The organism is Pseudomonas sp. YQ_5 (assembly GCF_043103305.1).
In the GTDB taxonomy this organism is placed as follows: domain Bacteria; phylum Pseudomonadota; class Gammaproteobacteria; order Pseudomonadales; family Pseudomonadaceae; genus Aquipseudomonas; species Aquipseudomonas putida_Y.
Genome location: NZ_JBICJS010000095.1, coordinates 86,290 through 104,244, shown reverse-complemented (window position 1 = coordinate 104,244; position 17,955 = coordinate 86,290). Strand labels below are relative to the sequence as shown.

Genomic DNA, 17,955 nt, shown 5'->3' with positions numbered 1-17,955 from the left:
GCTGGTCGTCCATGCCGCCGGGCATTCACCCGGCGGGTTTGCAGCGGCCTCAAACCACATGGATACCGTTTTGTACCCACAGGTGATGGCTTGGATCCTCCTGGGCCGTGTATTGGTTATAGTCGACGCCGTCGGCAGTTTGGTTCCCGACCAGCGCCCAGTTGTCCGTCATGTGAACCGAGTCTTGGTCGTCCCCCTTGATAATCAGTGTGTCGGTACCGGTTTCGGTGATTGCCACCACGTCCCCCAGGTTGAGGGTGAGCGCCACCGAGCTGATGTCGTTGAGGTCGAGGATTTCGATGTCGTGCACGCGCTCGGCCAGGTTGCCCAGGTCGATACTGGCGTCACCGCCGCCCCACAACAGGGTGTCGGTACCTGTACCACCATCGACGCTGGCGAAGTTCTGGTCGACTATCACCAGCGTGTCGTCACCCGCACCACCCTGCAAGGTGATGTGGCCACCCTGGCTGCCATCGAGCTGGTCGTTACCGTCGGTGCCGGCGATCACATCGTTGGCCGCTGCCAGGCTGGCGAGTGCCGCTGATTCGTCGCCGCTATCAGCCAGCAGCGATGTGGTCGTGGTGAGGCCAGCAGCATCGTCCACGTTGATGGTCAGGGTTGCAGTGTCGGTAGTGCCGTTCGGGTGGCTGAGCTCGTAGGTGAAGGTGTCTTGCTGGCCGACCACCGCCGAGGTGAGCCCCGCGTTGAGGGTGTAGGTGTAGCTGCCGTCGGCATGCACCAGCAACGTGCCGTAGGTGCCGGCCACGCTCACCCCGTTGTAGCCTGGGATGGTGTAGGTGTTGGCCGCTGTCAGCACGCTCAGCACGGTCAAGGCCGAACCGATGTTGTCGTCAGTCAGCAGGTTGCCGGTGGCTGCTGTCGCGCCACTGACCACGAACTCGGTCAGGTACGTTGTGGTGGTGTTCAGGCTGGTGGTGATGGAGCTGAGCAAGCCGATGCCGCCAGCGGTGACACGGACGTGGTAGGTACCGGCGCCCTGGTTCTCGAAGGTATACCCGGCGCCGCCCCCCAGCACGCTGATCAGCGAACCACCCGGCACCGACTGCACCAGCACGTACTGGCCGGTGGCCGGGTTGAGCTTGAGCAGCTCGATGGTAGTGCCGTTGAGCAGGCTCAACAGGTTGGCGGAGTTGACCACCACTTGCAGGTCGGCCGTGGTGTCGGCGGCAACCGTGGTGGTGTAGGTGGCCTGGCGGGTACCGATCAATGGCAGGCTCAACGAGCCCAGCGTACTGCTGCTGGTGTCCACGCGGTTGTCCAGGGTGACTTGGCTGCTACCAACGTCGTTGACTGCGTCGACCACCGTGGCCGGTGCACCGTAGTTGGTGTCGCTCCAGATCTCCGTGGCTTGCGGGCTGTCGATGCGCACGTACAGGTTGGCGGTATCGGACAGGCCGTTAGGGTGCACCAGTTGGTAACTGAACACGTCTACTTTGCCGACACTGTTCGGGCTGCCGTTGGGCGTGTAGGTGTAGCTGCCGTCCGCACTGATCACCAAGGTGCCGTACTGGCCCTGAACCGTTGTGGCGGTCCCGGCCGAGACGTAGCTGCCGTTTTTTAGTACTTGCAGCACGGCGGCGCTGTCCGGGCCACTGGCATCCACCGCGCCATCGGTGCCCACGTCGGTAATGACGTTGCCGGAGGTGGCAATGCCGGTGCCGGTGAATTGGGTCAGGCTGGTGGAGACGATGTCCAACGTGGTGCTCACTTCGGTGACCAGGCCGATGCCGCCACTGCCCACGGTCAGTCGGTAATCACCTGCTTGCAGCACGCCGATGTCCACCTGTAAGCCGATTGGCAGCACGATCAGGTCGAGCAGGCCCTGAGTGTTGCCGGTGGCGATGGTCACCCAGGCGCCGCTGGCGTCTTTCACCTGCAGGGTGAAGCTGGTGTTGTTGAGCAGTGCCAGCACGCTGTTGGTGGTCAGTGTGAGGGTAGGGTCGGCCGTGCTGCCTGCTGTCACCGTCCAGGTGTAGGTCTTGGTAAAGCCGGACAGCAGCGTGGTGAAGCTGTCGGTGTAGGTCTTCGTGGCGCTGACCGCTTCCAGGTTGACCGTGGCTGTGGCCAGGTTGTCGCTGGCGATGACCGGCGCGTTGGCATCCACATCCGGTGCAGTGACGTTGACGTTGCCCGACACGTTACCGCGCGGGTCGCTGAGGGTCACAGACAGGATCTGGCCGTTGTCCTGAGGCGGGCTCAGGGTCACAGTGAAGGTGCCGTCCGCCTGTACCGTTGCGGTTTGCAGCACGGTACCGCCGGCGCTGCGTACGCTTACGGTGGCACCCACTTCGCCCGTACCGGTGAGGGTACTGCCGTCAGCACTGAATTGCAGGTTGCCGGCAGCCGCAGGCGGGGTCAGGTCCGGTGCGGTCAGCGCAGTGCCTGTGGACACGTTACCGGCGCTGTCGGTGAGGGTGACGCTGAGCGCCTGGTTGTCGATCTGCGCCGCAGCCAGGCTGACCACGAACAGGCCGTTGCTGCCCACCGTTGCGGTACCCAGTACGGTACCGGCGCTGTTGCGCACGGTGACCGTACTGCCGATCTGGCCAGAACCACTGACCGAGGTGCCGTTGGCGTTGATGGTGGCCAGCGGGGCGGCTGGCGGAGTGGTATCCGGAGCAGTCAGGCTGGTGCTGGCGGACAAGTTGCCGGCAGCATCGGCCTGGCGTACCACCAGCAGTTGCCCGTCGTTCTGTGGCGAGGTCAAGGTAATGCTGAAGGTGCCGTTGGCTTGCACCACTCCGGTACCGACCTGGCCGTTCGGGCCTTGGACGGTAACGGTAGCGCCCACTTCACCGCTACCGGTAAGCACGCTACCCGTGCCATCGATGGCGATGTTGGTAGGGGCGGCAGGTGGCTGCAGGTCTGCGGCGGTGTAGCTTGTGCTGCCGGACGCATTGCCGGCAGCGTCAGCCTGGCTCACGCTCAGTACCTGGCCGTTGAGCTGCGCGGCGTTCAGGTTGACGGTGAAGACGCCACCGCCATTCACCACCGCCGTGCCGAGCACGTTGTTGCTGGCATCACGCACTGTCACCGTGGCACCGGCTTCACCCGTGCCGGTCAGCACCAGGCCATTGACAGAGAGGCTGGTCACCACCGGGTTGGCCGGTGGCGTGATGTCAGCTGCTTGCAGGAAGGTCGGCTGCGATTCGCCGCCGACCAGTGCCACCGCTGTCACCGAAATGTGCTCGCCGTTGAGCTGGGCTGCGTCCAGCGTCAGGGTGAAGGAGCCGCCCAGGGTTGCGCTGCCTGTACCGATCAGGTTGCCTGCGGCATCGTACACGCGAATGTCCACACCGCCTGGTGCACTGCCTGTCAGGGTCAGGCCGTCGCTGCCCAAGGTCACGTCGGTTGGCGGCACGGGTGGTGCGACCAAGGGTGTGACATAGGTCGCGACCTCAGAAGTATTGATACCGTCGGACTGTGTCACTTCCAGGGTGGCGAGCGAGCCCGCCGCCGGCACCAGCGTTATCTGGAAGTTGCCAGCGGCATCCACCACGCCGGTGCCGATCACGCTTCCGTCGAGACTGACGGTGACCGTGGCATTGGCTTCGCCTTTGCCGGTCAGCACGTTGAAGGTGTTGTTGATCGCCAGGTTGGTTACCAGGTCGGGTGGCGAGGTGTCGTTGGTCTGGTAAGGGACGGCCACCGAAGCGTTGCCGGCATCATCCGTGGACACCACCGTCAGCAACTGGCCATTGTTTTGTGCCGGGCTGATCGGCACAGTGAACTGGCCATTCTCATCCACTTCCACCGTGCCCACGATGTTGTTGTCCGGGCCGCGTACCGTGATGGTGCTGCCGGCTTCGGCCGTACCCGTCATCGACGTACCGGCTGCGTTGAGCAGCAGGTCGGTCGGCTGTACCGGTGGCGTCAGGTCTGGCGCAGTCACTGCCAGTGGTATCGACGGGTTGCCAGTGGCGTCCTGGGCGATGATGGTCAGCGTTTCGCCGTTGATTTGCGGGAGGTTCAGGTCAAGGACGAAGGTGCCGTCCGGATCTACCGTCACCTGGCCCAGCAGGTCACCGTTGTTGTTGACCACGGTGACGCGGGTGCCGGCTTCGGCGGTACCGGTCACCTGGGTACCGCTGTCGTTGATGACGGCGATCACGGTGGCAGGTGGTGTGGTGTCCGTCGCCGTGACCGAACTGATTGGCGAGATATTGCCGGCTGCATCGGTCAGTGTTACCTGCAGCACCTGGCCATCGAGCTGCGCCGCATCCAGCTCGACGATGAAGGTTCCGTCGGCGCCCACTGTACCGGTTCCGACCTGCGTGGTACCGACGTACACGCGCACGATGGCGCCCACTTCGCCGATACCGCCCAGCTCGTCACCTGCCGCATTGAGCCGCAGCTCTGTTGCTGCCGCTGGCGGCGTGAGGTCCGGCGCTTGCACGTTGACCGGCAGGCTGACGTTGCCGGGCGGGTCGGCCTGCAGTACCGACAGTGTCTGGTTGTTGATCTGTGCAGGTGACAGTTCGACGCTGAAACTGCCATCAGCAAGCACGATACCAGTGCCCAATGCGGTGCCGGCTGCGTTACTGACGATTACTGTGGCGCCGGCCTCGCCCAGGCCGCTGACCACACTGCCGTCGGCGTTGATCACCACTAGGGTGAGCGGGGCGGGTGGTGTGAAGTCCGGGGTTTGCAGGGTTGCCACTGCCGACACGTTGCCCGCCGCATCGGCCTGGGTGAAGCTGAGCAGTTCGGCGTTACCCAGCGCCGGGCTCAGCGTGATGGTGAAGTGGCCACTGGCATCGACGGTGGCGCTGCCGATTTCCTGGCCTGCCGGGTTGGTCACGGTCACCTGCGCGCCCACTTCGCCGCGGCCGGTGAGGGTGACACCATCACCGGAAACCGCCAGTTCGCCTGGTGCCGTTGGCGGGGTGGTATCGGGGGCGGTGATGGCGCTGGCGGCAGACTGGTTGCCAGCCGCATCGGCCAGCACTACTTGCACCTGTTGGCCGTTGGCCTGAGGCGATGCGAGGTTGACCTGGAAGGTGCCGTCGGCGCGCACGGTGGCACTGCCCAGCACCGAACCATCGGCGGCGAGCACCCGCACGGCGGCACCCGCTTCGCCGGTACCGTTCAGCAAGCTGCCACCCCCGGCGAAAGCCAGGTTGTCGGCGGCATCCGGCGCGACGCGGTCAGGGGCTGTCAGGCTGACGCTGTTGGACTCGTTGCCGGCCACATCGGACTGGCTGGCGCTGAGCTGTTCGCCGTTAATTTGCGCGGCACTCAGGTTGACGTTGAAGTTGCCATTGGCATCGACCACGGTAGTGCCCAAGCCGACACCGCCTTCGCCAAGCACGGTAACGGTGGCACCTGCTTCACCGCGGCCACTGAGTACCAGGCCGTCGCTGGACAACACCAGGCTGGTCAGTGGTTGCGGTGTCGTGGTGTCTGGTGCCTGCAGGGTTGCGGGCAACGATACGGTGCCATCGGTACCCGTTGCGCTGACCTGCAGCACTTCGCCATTGGCCTGTGCACTACCCAGATTGACAGTGAACGTGCCGTCGTTGGCGACCGGGCTGCTGCCCAGCAATACGCCGTTGGGGCCGTACACCTTGATTGTGCTGCCCGTCTCGGCGGTGCCGGTCACCGACAGGCCGTCGGCGGCCAGTACCAGGTTGTCCGGTGTTGCCGGTGCCAGTACGCCCGGTGCAGTCACGCTTTGTGCAGGGGAGACGTTCTGTGCGGCATCGGCCTGGACCACGTTCAGGCTCTCACCCGTGATCGCTGTCGGTGAAAGGGACACGGTGAAGTGACCGTCGGCCGTCACTGTGGCGCTACCCAGCACGGTACCGTCCGGTGCCCGTACGGTCACGGTTGCGCCTGCTTCGCCATCGCCTGTCAGGGTGGCGCCATCGGCGGAGACCGCCAAGTTGGTCACGGCGGCCGGCGGCGTGGTGTCGGCTGCGGTGTAAGGTGCGGCCGGCGACACGTTGCCAGCTGCGTCGGTGGCAGTCACCTGCAGCGTCTGGCCATTGGTCTGGGCACTGTTCAAGGCGACCTGGAAGGTGCCGTTGCTGCCGGCTACCGCTGTGCCCAGCACGTTGCCGCTGGCATCGCGCACGGTCACGGTGCTGCCGGCCTCGGCGGTACCGGTCAGTTGCAGCCCGGTACTGGACAGGGCGAGTGCTGTCGGTGCCGCAGGCGGGGTGAAGTCCGGCGCGGTGACCGCCACGGCGGTGGAAGTGTTGTTGCCCGCGTCGGTCTGCGTAACGCTCAGGTGCTGGGCGTTGAGCTGAGCGCTGTTCAAGGTGAGGGTAAAGCTGCCATTGGCCGCTACCAGGCCGGTGCCTATGATGGTCCCGTCCGGGCCGTGAACGGTGACCGTGGCACCGGCTTCGCCAAGGCCAGTCAGGGTCAGGCCGTTGTTGTTCAGCACCACGTTGGACAGCGGCGCGGGCGGGGTCAGGTCCGGGGTTGTCACATTGATTGCCGGCGAGGTGTTGCTGGCGGCATCCACTTGCGTCACGCCGATGACCTGGCCGTTGGTTTGCGGCGTGTCGAAGGTCACCGTGAAGCGACCGTCTGCGCCCACCGTGGCGGTGCCGAGCAAGGCACCTGAGGCGTTGCGTACCTGTACCGTCGCGCCTGCTTCACCGCTGCCGGAAAGCTGCCGGCCGTCCTGGCTCAACACTGGGTTAGTGATGGCTGCTGGCGGCGTGTGGTCTGGCGTGGCCAGGCTGGCCGGGCCGGACACATTGCCCGCAGCATCACTGAGGGTGACCTGCAGTGGGCTACCGGTGACTTGCGCGCTGGGCAGGGTGATCTGGAATTGGCCGCTTTGGTTGACGGTGCCGGTGGCCAGGATGGCACCACTGGCATCGCGTACGGTGACGCTGGCACCGGCTTCGCCCTGGCCGCTGAGCACGGTGGCTGCGCTGTTGAGGCTGAGGTTACTGGCCGCCAGCGGTGCCTGCAGGTCAGGCGCTTGCAGGGTGGACGCGAGCGAAACGTTACCTGCGGCATCAGCCTGGGTGACGATCAGGTTCTGCCCATTGGCCACGGCCGGCGACAAGATGACGCTGAACAGGCCATTGCTGCCGACGGTAGCAGTCCCCAGCACGGTGCCTTGTGCGTCAGTCACGCGCACGGTTGCACCGACTTCACCCTGGCCGGTCAGTGTACTGCCGGTGGCGTCGAGGTTTACCTGTGTCGGCGCGTCTGGTGCCGTGGTGTCACTGGCCACGACGGTGGCCGGCACCGAAGGCTGGCCATCGACGGTAGCCTTGGCACTGACCTGCAAGATCTGGGCGTTGAGCTGGGCGCTCTGGAAGAACACACGGAAGGTGCCGTCGCTGCCGACCGTGGCGCTGCCCAGCGTGGTGCCCCCGGAGGTCACGGTAATCAGCGAGCCGACCGTACCCTGGCCGGTCAGCAAAAAGCCGTCGGCGCTGATGGCAAGGGCCGAAGGCGTGGCCACTTCGGCACCGGTCGGGCCAGCCAGTGGTACTTCAGGCGATTCGTTGCCGGCAGGGTCGATCACCGCCACATCAACCGTTTCGCCTGATGCCAGCGGTGGGTCGACCGGTATGACGAAGGTACCGTCCGGCCCTACGGTTACAGTGCCGCGCACGCTGTCATCCGGGTTGCGGACTTCCACTGTGCTGCCAGGCTCGGCTGTGCCGCCGACCGTGCTGCCGTCCGGGCTTACGGTAAGGCCGGTGGCTGGTTCTGGGTTGGTCGTGTCCGGAGCGGTGACAGAGACCGGCGCCGAGTCGTTACCGGCTGCGTCGGTCACTACCACGGTTACGGTCTGGCCGTTGTTCTGCGGGGTATCCAGCGGCACGTTGAAACTGCCATCCGGGTTGACCGCCACGGTGATCACATTGCCGGCCCCATCGCTCACGGTCACCGAACTGGCGCCAGGTGCGTTACCGCTCACAGCCGTGCCATCGCTGCTGACTGCAACGTCGGTGGGCAGTGCCGGTGGCGTGATGTCAGGCGCAAGGATCTGGCTGGGCTGCGAAATGTTGCCGGCCGCATCGGTCAGCGTCACATCCAGGGCCTGGCCGTCCAACTGGGCGGGCGATAGTGGGACCGTGAAGCTGCCGCCTGCGGGCACGACGACGGTGCCTACCAACGTGCCGTCGGCAAGCTTCACTTCCACCGTGGAGCCAGCTTCGCCTGTACCTTGGATGGCGTTGCCACCCGGGGTGATCGTGAGGTCGGCAGGCGCAGCCGGCGCAGTGCTGTCGTCAGCGGTGAAAGTGGCCGACGGCGAGGCATTGCCGCCGCCATCGATCAGCACCACCGACAGTACTTCACCGTTGGTCTGGGCGGGGGAGAGTACCACTTCGAACGTACCGTCTGCATTCACCGGCATGGTGCCTAGCAGGTCACCCGCAGCATTGCGTACCTCTACGGTGCTGCCTGCCTCGCCCTGCCCGCTGAGCAGTGTGCCGGTAGGGTCAAGGCCGAGCCCCTGCGCCGGCAGCGGTGCCTCGAAGTCAGGTGCGGTCACGGTGCCTGCGGGCGAGCCGTTGCCGCTATTGTCCGCCTGAGTGACAGACAGCGTCTGGCCATTGAGCTGTGGCGGGTCGATTGCTACCTGGAAGGTGCCATCGGGCTGGACCGTTGCGGTGCCCAGTACCGCGCCGCCAGTGCCTGTCACGGTCACCTGCGCACCCGGCTCGCCGCTGCCGCTCAGGCTGCTGCCGTCGCCAGCCAGGACCAGAGCGGTGGGGCTCTCGGGTGCCTGGGTATCCGGTGCTGACAAGTCGACCGCCGCTGACAGGTTGCCGGCCACGTCGCGTTGCTCCACGGTCAGTGCCTGGCCGTTGGTCTGCGGGGTGTCGAGGGTGATTTCGAAAGCGCCGCCAGCGCCGACCACCATGCTGCCCAACACGCTGCCGTCCGGCCCGCGCACGGTGACAGTGGCACCCGGTTCGCCGTTGCCGGTGATCGTGGTGCCGGTGCCATCGATGGCCGGGCTGGTCACCGCTAGCGGTGGGGTAGAGTCGGGTGCAATGAAGTCCACGGGCCCTGCGCTGTTACCCAGGTTGTCAGTGGCTTCGACGGTCAGGCTTTCGCCGTTGCGTTGTGGCGCGTTGAGGGTGACGTCGAAACGGCCGTCGCCACCCACAGTGGCGCTGCCCAGCACATTGCCGTCGGCGTCACGCACGGTGACGATGGAGCCGCTTTGGCCCTGGCCGGTAAGGTGAATGCCAGCGGTATCGATGGCCAGCCCGGAGGGCTGCAGCGGGCCGTCGATATCGGGCGCCACGATGGTTGCGGTCGAGGTGTTGCCAGCTGGGTCGCGCAGTACCACGTCCAGCTCCTGGCCGTCGGTCTGCGGAGGGTTCAGGACCACGCTGATCACACCGCCGGCACCGACCTGGGCGCTGCCCAGCACAGTACCGTCGGCGCTGATGACCTGCGCGGTGGTGCCCGGTTCGCCGCGACCGGTGAGCAGCCCGCCATCGGCGCTCAATTGCAGTTCGCTGGCTTCGTTGGGCGGGGTGATATCGGGGGCGGTGATCTGTGTCGGTAGCGAGCTGTTGCCAGCGCCGTCAACCGCCACGACATCCAGTATCTCGCCGTTGGCCTGGGCTGGGGTCAGGCCGATGGTGAAGCTGCCATCAGGTTCGGCCTGGACGCTGCCCAGAACATTGCCCTGCGCGTCACGCACTTGCACCTGCGTTCCTGCCGGTGCGTTACCGGAAATGCTGGTACCGTCGCCGGTCACCAGCACGCCGCTCGGGCTTTCGGGTAGCGGTGTATCGGCAACGGTCACACTGACCCCTGCCGAGGTATTGCCGGCGGCATCGGTCTGCACCAGCACGAGGTTCTCTCCGGCGGCCAGTGGTGCTTCAAGGTCGACCACGAAGGTGCCATTGGGCGCCACGGTGCCGGTGCCGATGACTGCACCTTGGGCATCACGCACTTCCACCGTGGCACCGGGCTCACCACGGCCAGACAAGGCCAGGCTGCCATCGCCTGCCACCACATCAGTGATGATCGCCGGAACGGTAATGTCCGGGGCCACGTAACTCAGCGGCACCGAGGTATTGCCTGCCGCATCGGTCACTGTGATGGACAGGGTTTCGCCATTGGCCTGTGGCGGGTCGAGGGTCAGGCTGAAGCTGCCATCCGGCCCGGCAATGGCGCTACCGATCAGGTTGCCCGAGGCATCTTTAACCTCCACCCGGGCGCCTCCTTCTGCAGTACCGACCAGGCTGTCGCCATTGCTCAGTACCAGGTCGGTTGGTTGCAGCGGTGCTATCTGGTCGGGCGCCGTCAGCGGGACAGATGCAGAGATATTGCCGGCGGCATCGGTCAGGGTCACTTGCAGGGATGAGCCATCCACCACCGGGGTTGGCAGTTGCACATTGAAGCTGCCATCGGGCTGAACGGTGCCGCTTACCAGCACCTGGCCCTGATCGTTGCGCACCTCCACGGTGGCGCCCGCTTCGCCGCGCCCGGAGACTGTGCGGCCATCGTTGCTGATGGCCAGCTCGGTAGCGGGCTCCGGCGGGGTGGTGTCGCCGCCGTTGTCCACGTTCGGTGCAGTGACGCTGCCGGCCGTGGAGGCGTTGCCTGCGGTATCGGTGGCAGTCACCTGCAACTGCTCGCCTGCCAATTGTGGCGGGGTGAGGTCGATGCTGAAGGCACCGCTGGCCCCCACCACGACACTGCCCAGCACCGTGGTGCCGTCGGCGGCCAGCACACGGACGGTGCTGCCCGCTTCGGCGCGGCCGCTGACGACGGTACCATCGCCGCTGATTGCCAGGTCGTTGGGCGCCGCAGGCGCGGTGATGTCTGGTGCGGTGATCTGCACCGGCAACGAAGAGGTGCCGTTGTTGTCGATGGCCACCACGTCCAGCAACTCGCCATTGGCCTGGGCCGGCGTGAGCACCACGGTGAATGTGCCCTCGGCACCCACCACGATGCTACCGATCAGTGTGCCGTTGGCATCATGCACGTCCACGCGGCTGCCAGTCGGAGCAGAACCGCTGATGCTGCTGCCATCGGCGGCCACAACCAGTTCACTCGGGCTGGTCGGTGTGACCACCAGTGGCACGTCGTAGGTCAGCGCTTCAGAGACGTTGCCGCCCGGGTCGGTCTGTACCAGGGTCAGGCGCTCACCCGGCAGCGCAGCCGGATCGAGGTCGATCAGGAAAGTACCGTTCGCAGTCACCGTACTGGTACCCAGCAGCGTGCCATTGGCATCGCGCACCTCGACGGTAGCGCCGGCTTCGCCGCGACCACCCAAGGTCAGGCCGTCGGCGCCGACGACGATGTTGCTGACCACGGCAGGCACGGTAATGTCCGGGGCATCGAACTGCAGCGGTAAAGAGACATTGCCATCGGTATCGGTCAGGCGGATGTCCAGCACTTCGCCATTGGCCTGGGCAGGCGACAGGGTAATGCTGAAGCTGCCGGTATCATTGACCAGGCCAGTGCCGAGCAAGTTGCCCGAGGCATCGAAGGCCTGCACTGTCGCACCAGGCTCGCCGTTGCCACTCAGGGTCACACCGTCGGCCAAGGCCAGGTTGGTCGGCTGGGCCGGGGGCTGCAAGTCCGGGGTAACCACCGACGCTGGTGCAGAAGCATTGCCGGAGGCATCGATCAGCACCACTTGCAAGTTGCTGCCATCTTTCACCGGTGGGTCGAGGGTGATCTGGAAGGTGCCGTCGGGGTTGACTGAGCCGCTGGCCAGTACATTGCCCTGGGCATCGCGCACCTGCACGCTGGCACCGGCTTCGCCGCGGCCATTGAGCTGGGCGCCGGCCAGGCCGACTACCAGGTTGGTCGCGGCATCTGGTGGTGTGGTGTCGCCACCGTCGATGTCCGGCGCGGTGATGTCGCTGGCCGGGGAGGTGTTGCCGGCGGCGTCGGTGGCGGTGACTTGCAGCACCTCGCCGTTTACCTGTGGCGGGTCGAGGGTTACGGTGAAGCTGCCGTCGGGGCCAGCCACCACACTGCCAATCAGCGTGCCGTTGGCGTCATGCACCTCTACACGGCTACCGGCAGGTGCGCTACCGCTGATGCTGCTGCCGTCTTCGGCGAATACCAGGTCGCTTGGGCTGGCAGGCGCAGTGGTGACCGGGACCTCGTATTGCAATGCCGAGGAAGCGTTGCCGCTTGGGTCAGTCTGCACCAGGCTCAATTGCCCGCCCGGCTGTGCGGCCGGACTCAGGTCGATCAGGAAGGTGCCGTTGGCCCCTACGACACCCGTGCCGATCACGGTGCCATTGGCATCGCGTACTTCGACGGTGGCCCCCGGTTCGCCGCGTCCGCTCAGAGCCAGGCCGCCAGTGCCAACTGTAATGTTGTCGACGGCATCGGGCGGGGTAATGTCCGGAGCATCGAACTGCAGCGGCGCAGAGGCGTTGCCGGCAGCATCCACCAGGCGTACGTCCAGCGCTTCGCCGTTGGCCTGGGCAGGCGACAGGGTGAGGCTGAACAGGCCGTCGGCACCAACGACACCGGAGCCAATCAGGCTGCCGGCAGCATCGCGCACCTGCACGGTAGTGCCGGGCTCACCGCGACCGGTGAAGGTGACGCCATCGGCCAGAGCCAGATCGGTCGGCTGGGCAGGGGCTGTGGTGTCAGGGTTGTCGACGTCCGGTGCCGTGATGCTGGCAACGGGCGAGATATTGCCAGCCGTGTCTGCGGCGCTGACCTTCAGGGCCTGGCCGTCACTTTGTGGCGGCTGCAGGGTGATGCTGAACTGGCCGTCCGCACCGGCTACGGCAGTGCCCAGCAATGCACCACCAGCGCCTCGTACGGAAACTGTCGAGCCAGGCTCGGCAAGACCGGTGAGCGTGGTGCCCTGTTCATTGATAGCCAGGTTGGTCGGCGCCAGTGGTGCCGTTGCGTCTGGCGCAGTGACAGTGCCAGGCGCCGAGACATTGCCGGCGGCGTCGGTCAGGGTGACATCAAGGTTTTCGCTGTTGATCTGCGGCGCATTCAGCGTCACGTTGAAGTTGCCGTCGGGACCCACTGTGCCGCTGCCGATCAGGTTGCCGGCGGCGTCGCGGATGTTCACCGTGGTGCCTGCTTCGCCACGGCCGGTCAGGCGCAGGCCATCCGGTGAAACCAGCAGGTCGATCGGCGTGGCCGGTGCGCTGGTATCGGGGGCGGAACCGCCGCTGCTGCCCCCGCCGCCGTTGCCCGCCGCTGCCGCTGCGCCGCCCACACCGAGCAGGCTGAGCCCGGCAATCGCCCAAGTTGGCATGGCGCTACCGGCAGTGCCGATGCCAGCGACCAGTTCGTCCAGCGAGGCCACTTCTTCGAAGGTGAAACCGGTGAACGCTGCCGCATCGTACTGGGCATGCCACAGGGTGCCGTCTTCGCCGACGAAGACCATATCGCTGCCGACCCCGGCCTGGTCTGCAGCAAAGAAGTTACCGACGGTGACTTTTTCACCCGACTTCAGCGTAACGATCAGGTCCTGCCCACGTTGGGTGACGGTGGCCACTTTGTCGGGAGATACCGGTATCTGCACGACGCTTGGTGCTTTGAGATTGATATTGCCCCAGGCGCTCTGAGTGGCGACTTCGGATTGCTTATCGGCGACGACGATGTTGTCCATGGATGCTCCCTGCTGATATCCGGATCCCCTGGCCCGACTATTCGGGCGACAACCGGCGTAACAGAGCCCTGATAGGGGGTACGCGCAGCCTCGACCAGGCAGTCGACAAATGGGTCGTTAGGGAGATATAGCAGCCGGTGGGGAAGCAACCAGATGGCTTTCTGGGTTAATCCTTTGGTAGAGAAGCCTTAGCGAAGCCCTAGCCTGCGGGCTAAACGGCTGAGGTTTGCGCGGTCCAGGCCGAGTTCGCGGGCCGCTGCTGCCCAGTTGTCCTGGTGCCTTTGCAAGCAGGCTTCGATGACCTGACGCTGGTAAATGTCGACGGCCTCACGCAGGCCACCTTCAGGCGGGGTGGCCGCTTGTAACGGTGCCGCAGGGGAGGGCAGCGAGCCTGGCGTCGCTGCCGACACGCGCAGGTCCAGGTCGATGGCGTCGAGGGTGAGGATACGTGGCCGGTCAGGGTGCTGGCCCAGCGCCTTGAGGGCCGAGCGGCCTATCAGGTGTTCCAGTTCGCGCACATTGCCTGGCCAGTCGTAGGCGATCAGCGCGGCTTGGGCCTCATGGCTCAGGCGCAGGCTGTTCAGGCCCAGCCGTGAACGGTTCTGTTCGAGGAAGTAGCCAGCCAGTAGCAGCACGTCTCGCCCACGTTCGCGCAATGGTGGCACGTGCAGCGGGTATACACTGAGGCGGTGGTAGAAGTCGGCGCGGAAGTTGCCCGTACGCACCTCGGCAGCCAGGTCGCGATTGGTCGCGGCGATCAGGCGCACGTCGACCCGGTGCTCGCGGTCCGAACCCAGGCGTTGCAGCTGGCCGCTTTGCAGCACGCGTAACAGCTTGGCCTGCACCGTCAGCGGCAGTTCGCCCACTTCGTCGAGGAACAGCGTGCCGCCGTTGGCCAGCTCGAACTTGCCGCGGCGCTCGCCATGCGCACCGGTGAAGGCGCCGCGCACATGGCCGAACAGTTCGCTTTCCACCAAGGTGTCGGGCAGGGCGGCGCAGTTGAGGCTGACCAGCGGCTTGTCGGCACGGCTACTTGCCTGGTGCAGGGCCTGGGCCACCAGCTCCTTGCCGACCCCGGTTTCGCCGGTGATCAGCACGGTCAGGTCGCTGGCGCCGACCAGACGAATTTCTTCCACCAGGCGTTTGTGCGCAGGGCTCTGGCCAATCAGCTCTCTATCCTGGCCGCTGGCCTGGCGGTAGAGCTCGGCGCGGTGGTGTTCGTCTTCGGCGCGCAGGGCCAGGTGCTCGATACGCTCGGCCACGGTAACGGTGGCGGCCGCCAGGCTGGCAAAGGCCTGCAGGGCATCCAGCTCCAGGCTCTGGAACTGCCCGGGGGTGAGGGCGTCGAGGGTGACCAGGCCCCATGGGCGCTCATCGACCATCAACGAGCAGCCCATGCAGTCGTGCACTTCAAGGTTGGCATCGGGGGCGTGGACCAAACCATCATAGGGGTCGGGCAGTTCGGAGTCGCTGGCGAAACGGGTGGGTTCCGGGCGGCTGAGCAGGACCTGGAAGCGCGGGTGCTCGCTGACCCTGAAGCGACGGCCGAGAGTGTCGGGGCTAAGGCCATCCACTGCCAGCGGCACCAGCCATTCACCATCCAGTCGCAGCAGTGCTGCGGCATCGCACGGCAGCAGGCCACGCATGGCTTGCAACAGCCGGCGGTAACGCTCCTGGTCGGGCAAATCGCGGGACAGGTCGCTGACCAGGGGCAGCAGGGCGGTGAGCAGCGGTTTCGTAGTCATATGGACTCCTGTAGGTCGATATGACTATACGCAGGAGTAGGTCTTTTTGACATGACCTGCATCAAGCCCCTGATTTTACGGGCGATAAAAGTTGGCACGATTGCTGTAATGGCAGTGGCAGTCATTTGAAGCCACAGGCTCAGGAGTTGTTGCAATGCTCAATGCCGAACAACGTGCAATCATCAAGGCCACTGTACCTCTGCTGGAAAGCGGCGGTGAAGCGCTGACCACCCACTTCTACAAGATGATGCTCAGCGAGTACCCCGAGGTACGGCCGCTGTTCAACCAGGCCCACCAGGCCAGCGGCGATCAGCCGCGTGCGCTGGCTAACGGCGTGTTGATGTATGCCCGCCATATCGACCAGTTGGAGCAACTGGGTGGCCTGGTCGGACAGATCATCAACAAGCATGTTGCCCTGCAGATTCTGCCGCAGCACTACCCGATTGTCGGAAGCTGCCTGCTGCGCGCCATCGAGGAAGTGCTTGGCAAGGACATTGCCACCCCAGCGGTGATCGACGCTTGGGGCGCGGCCTATGGCCAGCTGGCCGACATTCTGATTGGCGCTGAAGAAAACCTTTATAAAGAGAAGGAAGCGGCCGAGGGTGGCTGGCGCGGTACGCGTGAATTCCGCCTGGTACGCCGCGAGCAGGAAAGCAGCGAGATCGTTTCGTTCTATTTCGCCCCGGTGGATGGCATGCCGGTGCTCAAGGCAGAACCTGGCCAGTACATCGGCCTGAAGCTAGACATAGACGGTGCCGAGCAGCGCCGCAACTATTCCCTGTCGGCGCTGTGCGACGGCAAGGAATACCGCATTAGCGTCAAGCGCGAGGCGGGCGGCAAGGTCTCCAATTACCTGCACGATGACTTGGTGGTCGGCGATACCCTGCAACTGTTCCCGCCTGCGGGGGACTTCACCCTGGCAGCCAGCGACAAGCCGCTGGTGCTGATCAGCGGAGGGGTGGGCATTACCCCGACCCTGGCAATGCTGCAGGCAGCACTGCAAACCCGGCGCGAGGTGCATTTCATCCACTGTGCGCGTAACGGCGCGGTGCATGCCTTCCGGGACTGGATCGATGGTTTGGCGGCACGTCATCCACAGCTCAAGCGCTTCTACTGCTATGCCGAGCCGGAAGGTGGCGCTGCAGCCGATGCGGTGGGTTTGCTGAGTGAAGACCTGCTCGCCGAGTGGCTGCCGCAGGAGCGTGACGTGGATGCCTACTTCCTCGGGCCGAAAGGCTTCATGGCGGCGGTCAAACGCCAGCTGAAGGGCCTGGGGGTGCCGGAGCAGCAGAGCCGCTACGAGTTCTTCGGGCCGGCGGCAGCGCTGGAGTGATGTAGCGCCTGTGCCGGCCTCTTCGCGGGCAAGCCCGCTCCCACAGGTATTGCACCGGTCTTGAATGTGGTGCCGTCTCTGTAGGAGCGGGTTTACCCGCGAAGGGGCCGGTACAGGCTTATAAAGTACTCGTCCCCCCGCTGCAGCACACCTTTCTGCCTATATATAAAGGAAAGATGAAACCGGGCGCTGCGCTTTCATCCTTAATCATCCTTTAATCACGGTATCCTTCACTCCCGGGTGTCGAGGGGCTTGCCCCTGCGCGGCACCTGGGCAGCCGTTTTTTTGCCGCCCGGCGTTGAACCGACGTCGTTGCGGCCGGTCTCAGCCACACTGGATAGCCCTGCGCAGTGCTTCCGCGACGCTCCCTCGGCATGCTCACAGGCTATGCCCAGCGTGTAGACTTGCGCCCAGGCAGGCGGATCACGCTGCCACTATCCATCGAAGGAACCGGCAATGAACGAACAAACATCGCGCCTGAATCGGGAACGGCGCTTTCTGGTGCTGTTGGGCCTGATCTGCCTCTCGCTGATCGGCGGCGCCCTCTACATGCAAGTGGTGCTGGGCGAGGCACCGTGCCCGCTGTGCATCCTGCAACGTTATGCATTGCTGTTCATTGCCGTGTTTGCCTTCATCGCTGCGGCGATGCCTGGGCGCCGCAGCCTGACCTTCTTCGAAGCGTTGGTGGTGCTCAGTGCTATTGGCGGAATCGTTGCGGCCGGCAACCATGTGTATATACTCGCCAACCCCATGGTCAGTTGCGGTATCGATACCCTGCAACCGATTGTGGATGACCTGCCACTGGCAAAGCTGTGGCCACTGGCGTTTCAGGTCGACGGCTTCTGCAGCACGCCGTACCCGCCGATCCTCGGCCTGTCGCTGGCGCAATGGGCGCTTGTGGCCTTCGTGCTGACCGCAGTCCTGGTTCCGCTCGGTATCTATCGCAACCGACGCCAGGTTTAGACAAAAGTCCCGAATTGCATGGGGTCTTTTGCACTCCATGCGAAGAGGGAAAAGTTGCGCACCGCTTGATCCAGATCAATCCAGAAGCCTTGCAGAATGCGGCTTTGAGGCCTGGCAAGCGGGGTGCGACAAACTGTCGCGAAGTTGAATTATTGAGCAGCATTGTTACGGATTCTGTAAAAGACTGTTGCTCAATAAGTCATAGTCAAGGGTTGGCGACCTATCTACAATCGCCCCCAATTTCCGTTCGGCACTGCTTGCGAGTCGCAGGATTGAAGGAAGCCTCAGCGCTCCTTTTTGCTGACTTCGTCAAGTTTCGCCCAACGGCGATACCGGGCGGACAC

General features: G+C 64.9%; 4 protein-coding genes. 2 read left to right on the top strand and 2 right to left on the bottom strand.

Annotated elements, in window-relative coordinates; all coding sequences use genetic code 11:
- Nucleotides 1–49: 49 nt before the first annotated feature.
- Nucleotides 50–13,570 carry a BapA/Bap/LapF family large adhesin gene (locus tag ACF8EA_RS21310; RefSeq protein ID WP_392523145.1) on the bottom strand — a complete coding sequence of 4,507 codons (13,521 nt, stop codon included), beginning with the start codon at nucleotides 13,568–13,570 and terminating at the stop codon, nucleotides 50–52.
- 188 nt (nucleotides 13,571–13,758) lie between these two features.
- Nucleotides 13,759–15,315 (bottom strand): nitric oxide reductase transcriptional regulator NorR, encoded by a 1,557-nt coding sequence (gene norR / locus ACF8EA_RS21305; RefSeq protein ID WP_392523143.1) that lies wholly within the window; start codon nucleotides 15,313–15,315, stop codon nucleotides 13,759–13,761.
- A gap of 154 nt (nucleotides 15,316–15,469) precedes the next feature.
- On the opposite strand from norR, the gene hmpA reads away from it, so the two are divergent.
- Both hmpA and ACF8EA_RS21295 read left to right on the top strand, forming a co-directional pair.
- Nucleotides 15,470–16,648, top strand: a complete 1,179-nt coding sequence (gene hmpA, locus ACF8EA_RS21300) for an NO-inducible flavohemoprotein (protein ID WP_021781742.1) — start codon at nucleotides 15,470–15,472, stop codon at nucleotides 16,646–16,648.
- 456 nt (nucleotides 16,649–17,104) lie between these two features.
- Nucleotides 17,105–17,611: a disulfide bond formation protein B gene (locus tag ACF8EA_RS21295; RefSeq protein ID WP_021781743.1), complete on the top strand. Its 507-nt coding sequence runs from the start codon at nucleotides 17,105–17,107 to the stop codon at nucleotides 17,609–17,611.
- Nucleotides 17,612–17,955 lie beyond the last annotated feature (344 nt).

Coding starts and splice junctions, on each gene's coding strand:
- ACF8EA_RS21310 (WP_392523145.1), bottom strand. CDS start 13,570: ATGGACAACATCGTCGTCGCCGATAAGCAATCCGAAGTCGCCACTCAG.
- norR (WP_392523143.1), bottom strand. CDS start 15,315: ATGACTACGAAACCGCTGCTCACCGCCCTGCTGCCCCTGGTCAGCGAC.
- hmpA (WP_021781742.1), top strand. CDS start 15,470: ATGCTCAATGCCGAACAACGTGCAATCATCAAGGCCACTGTACCTCTG.
- ACF8EA_RS21295 (WP_021781743.1), top strand. CDS start 17,105: ATGAACGAACAAACATCGCGCCTGAATCGGGAACGGCGCTTTCTGGTG.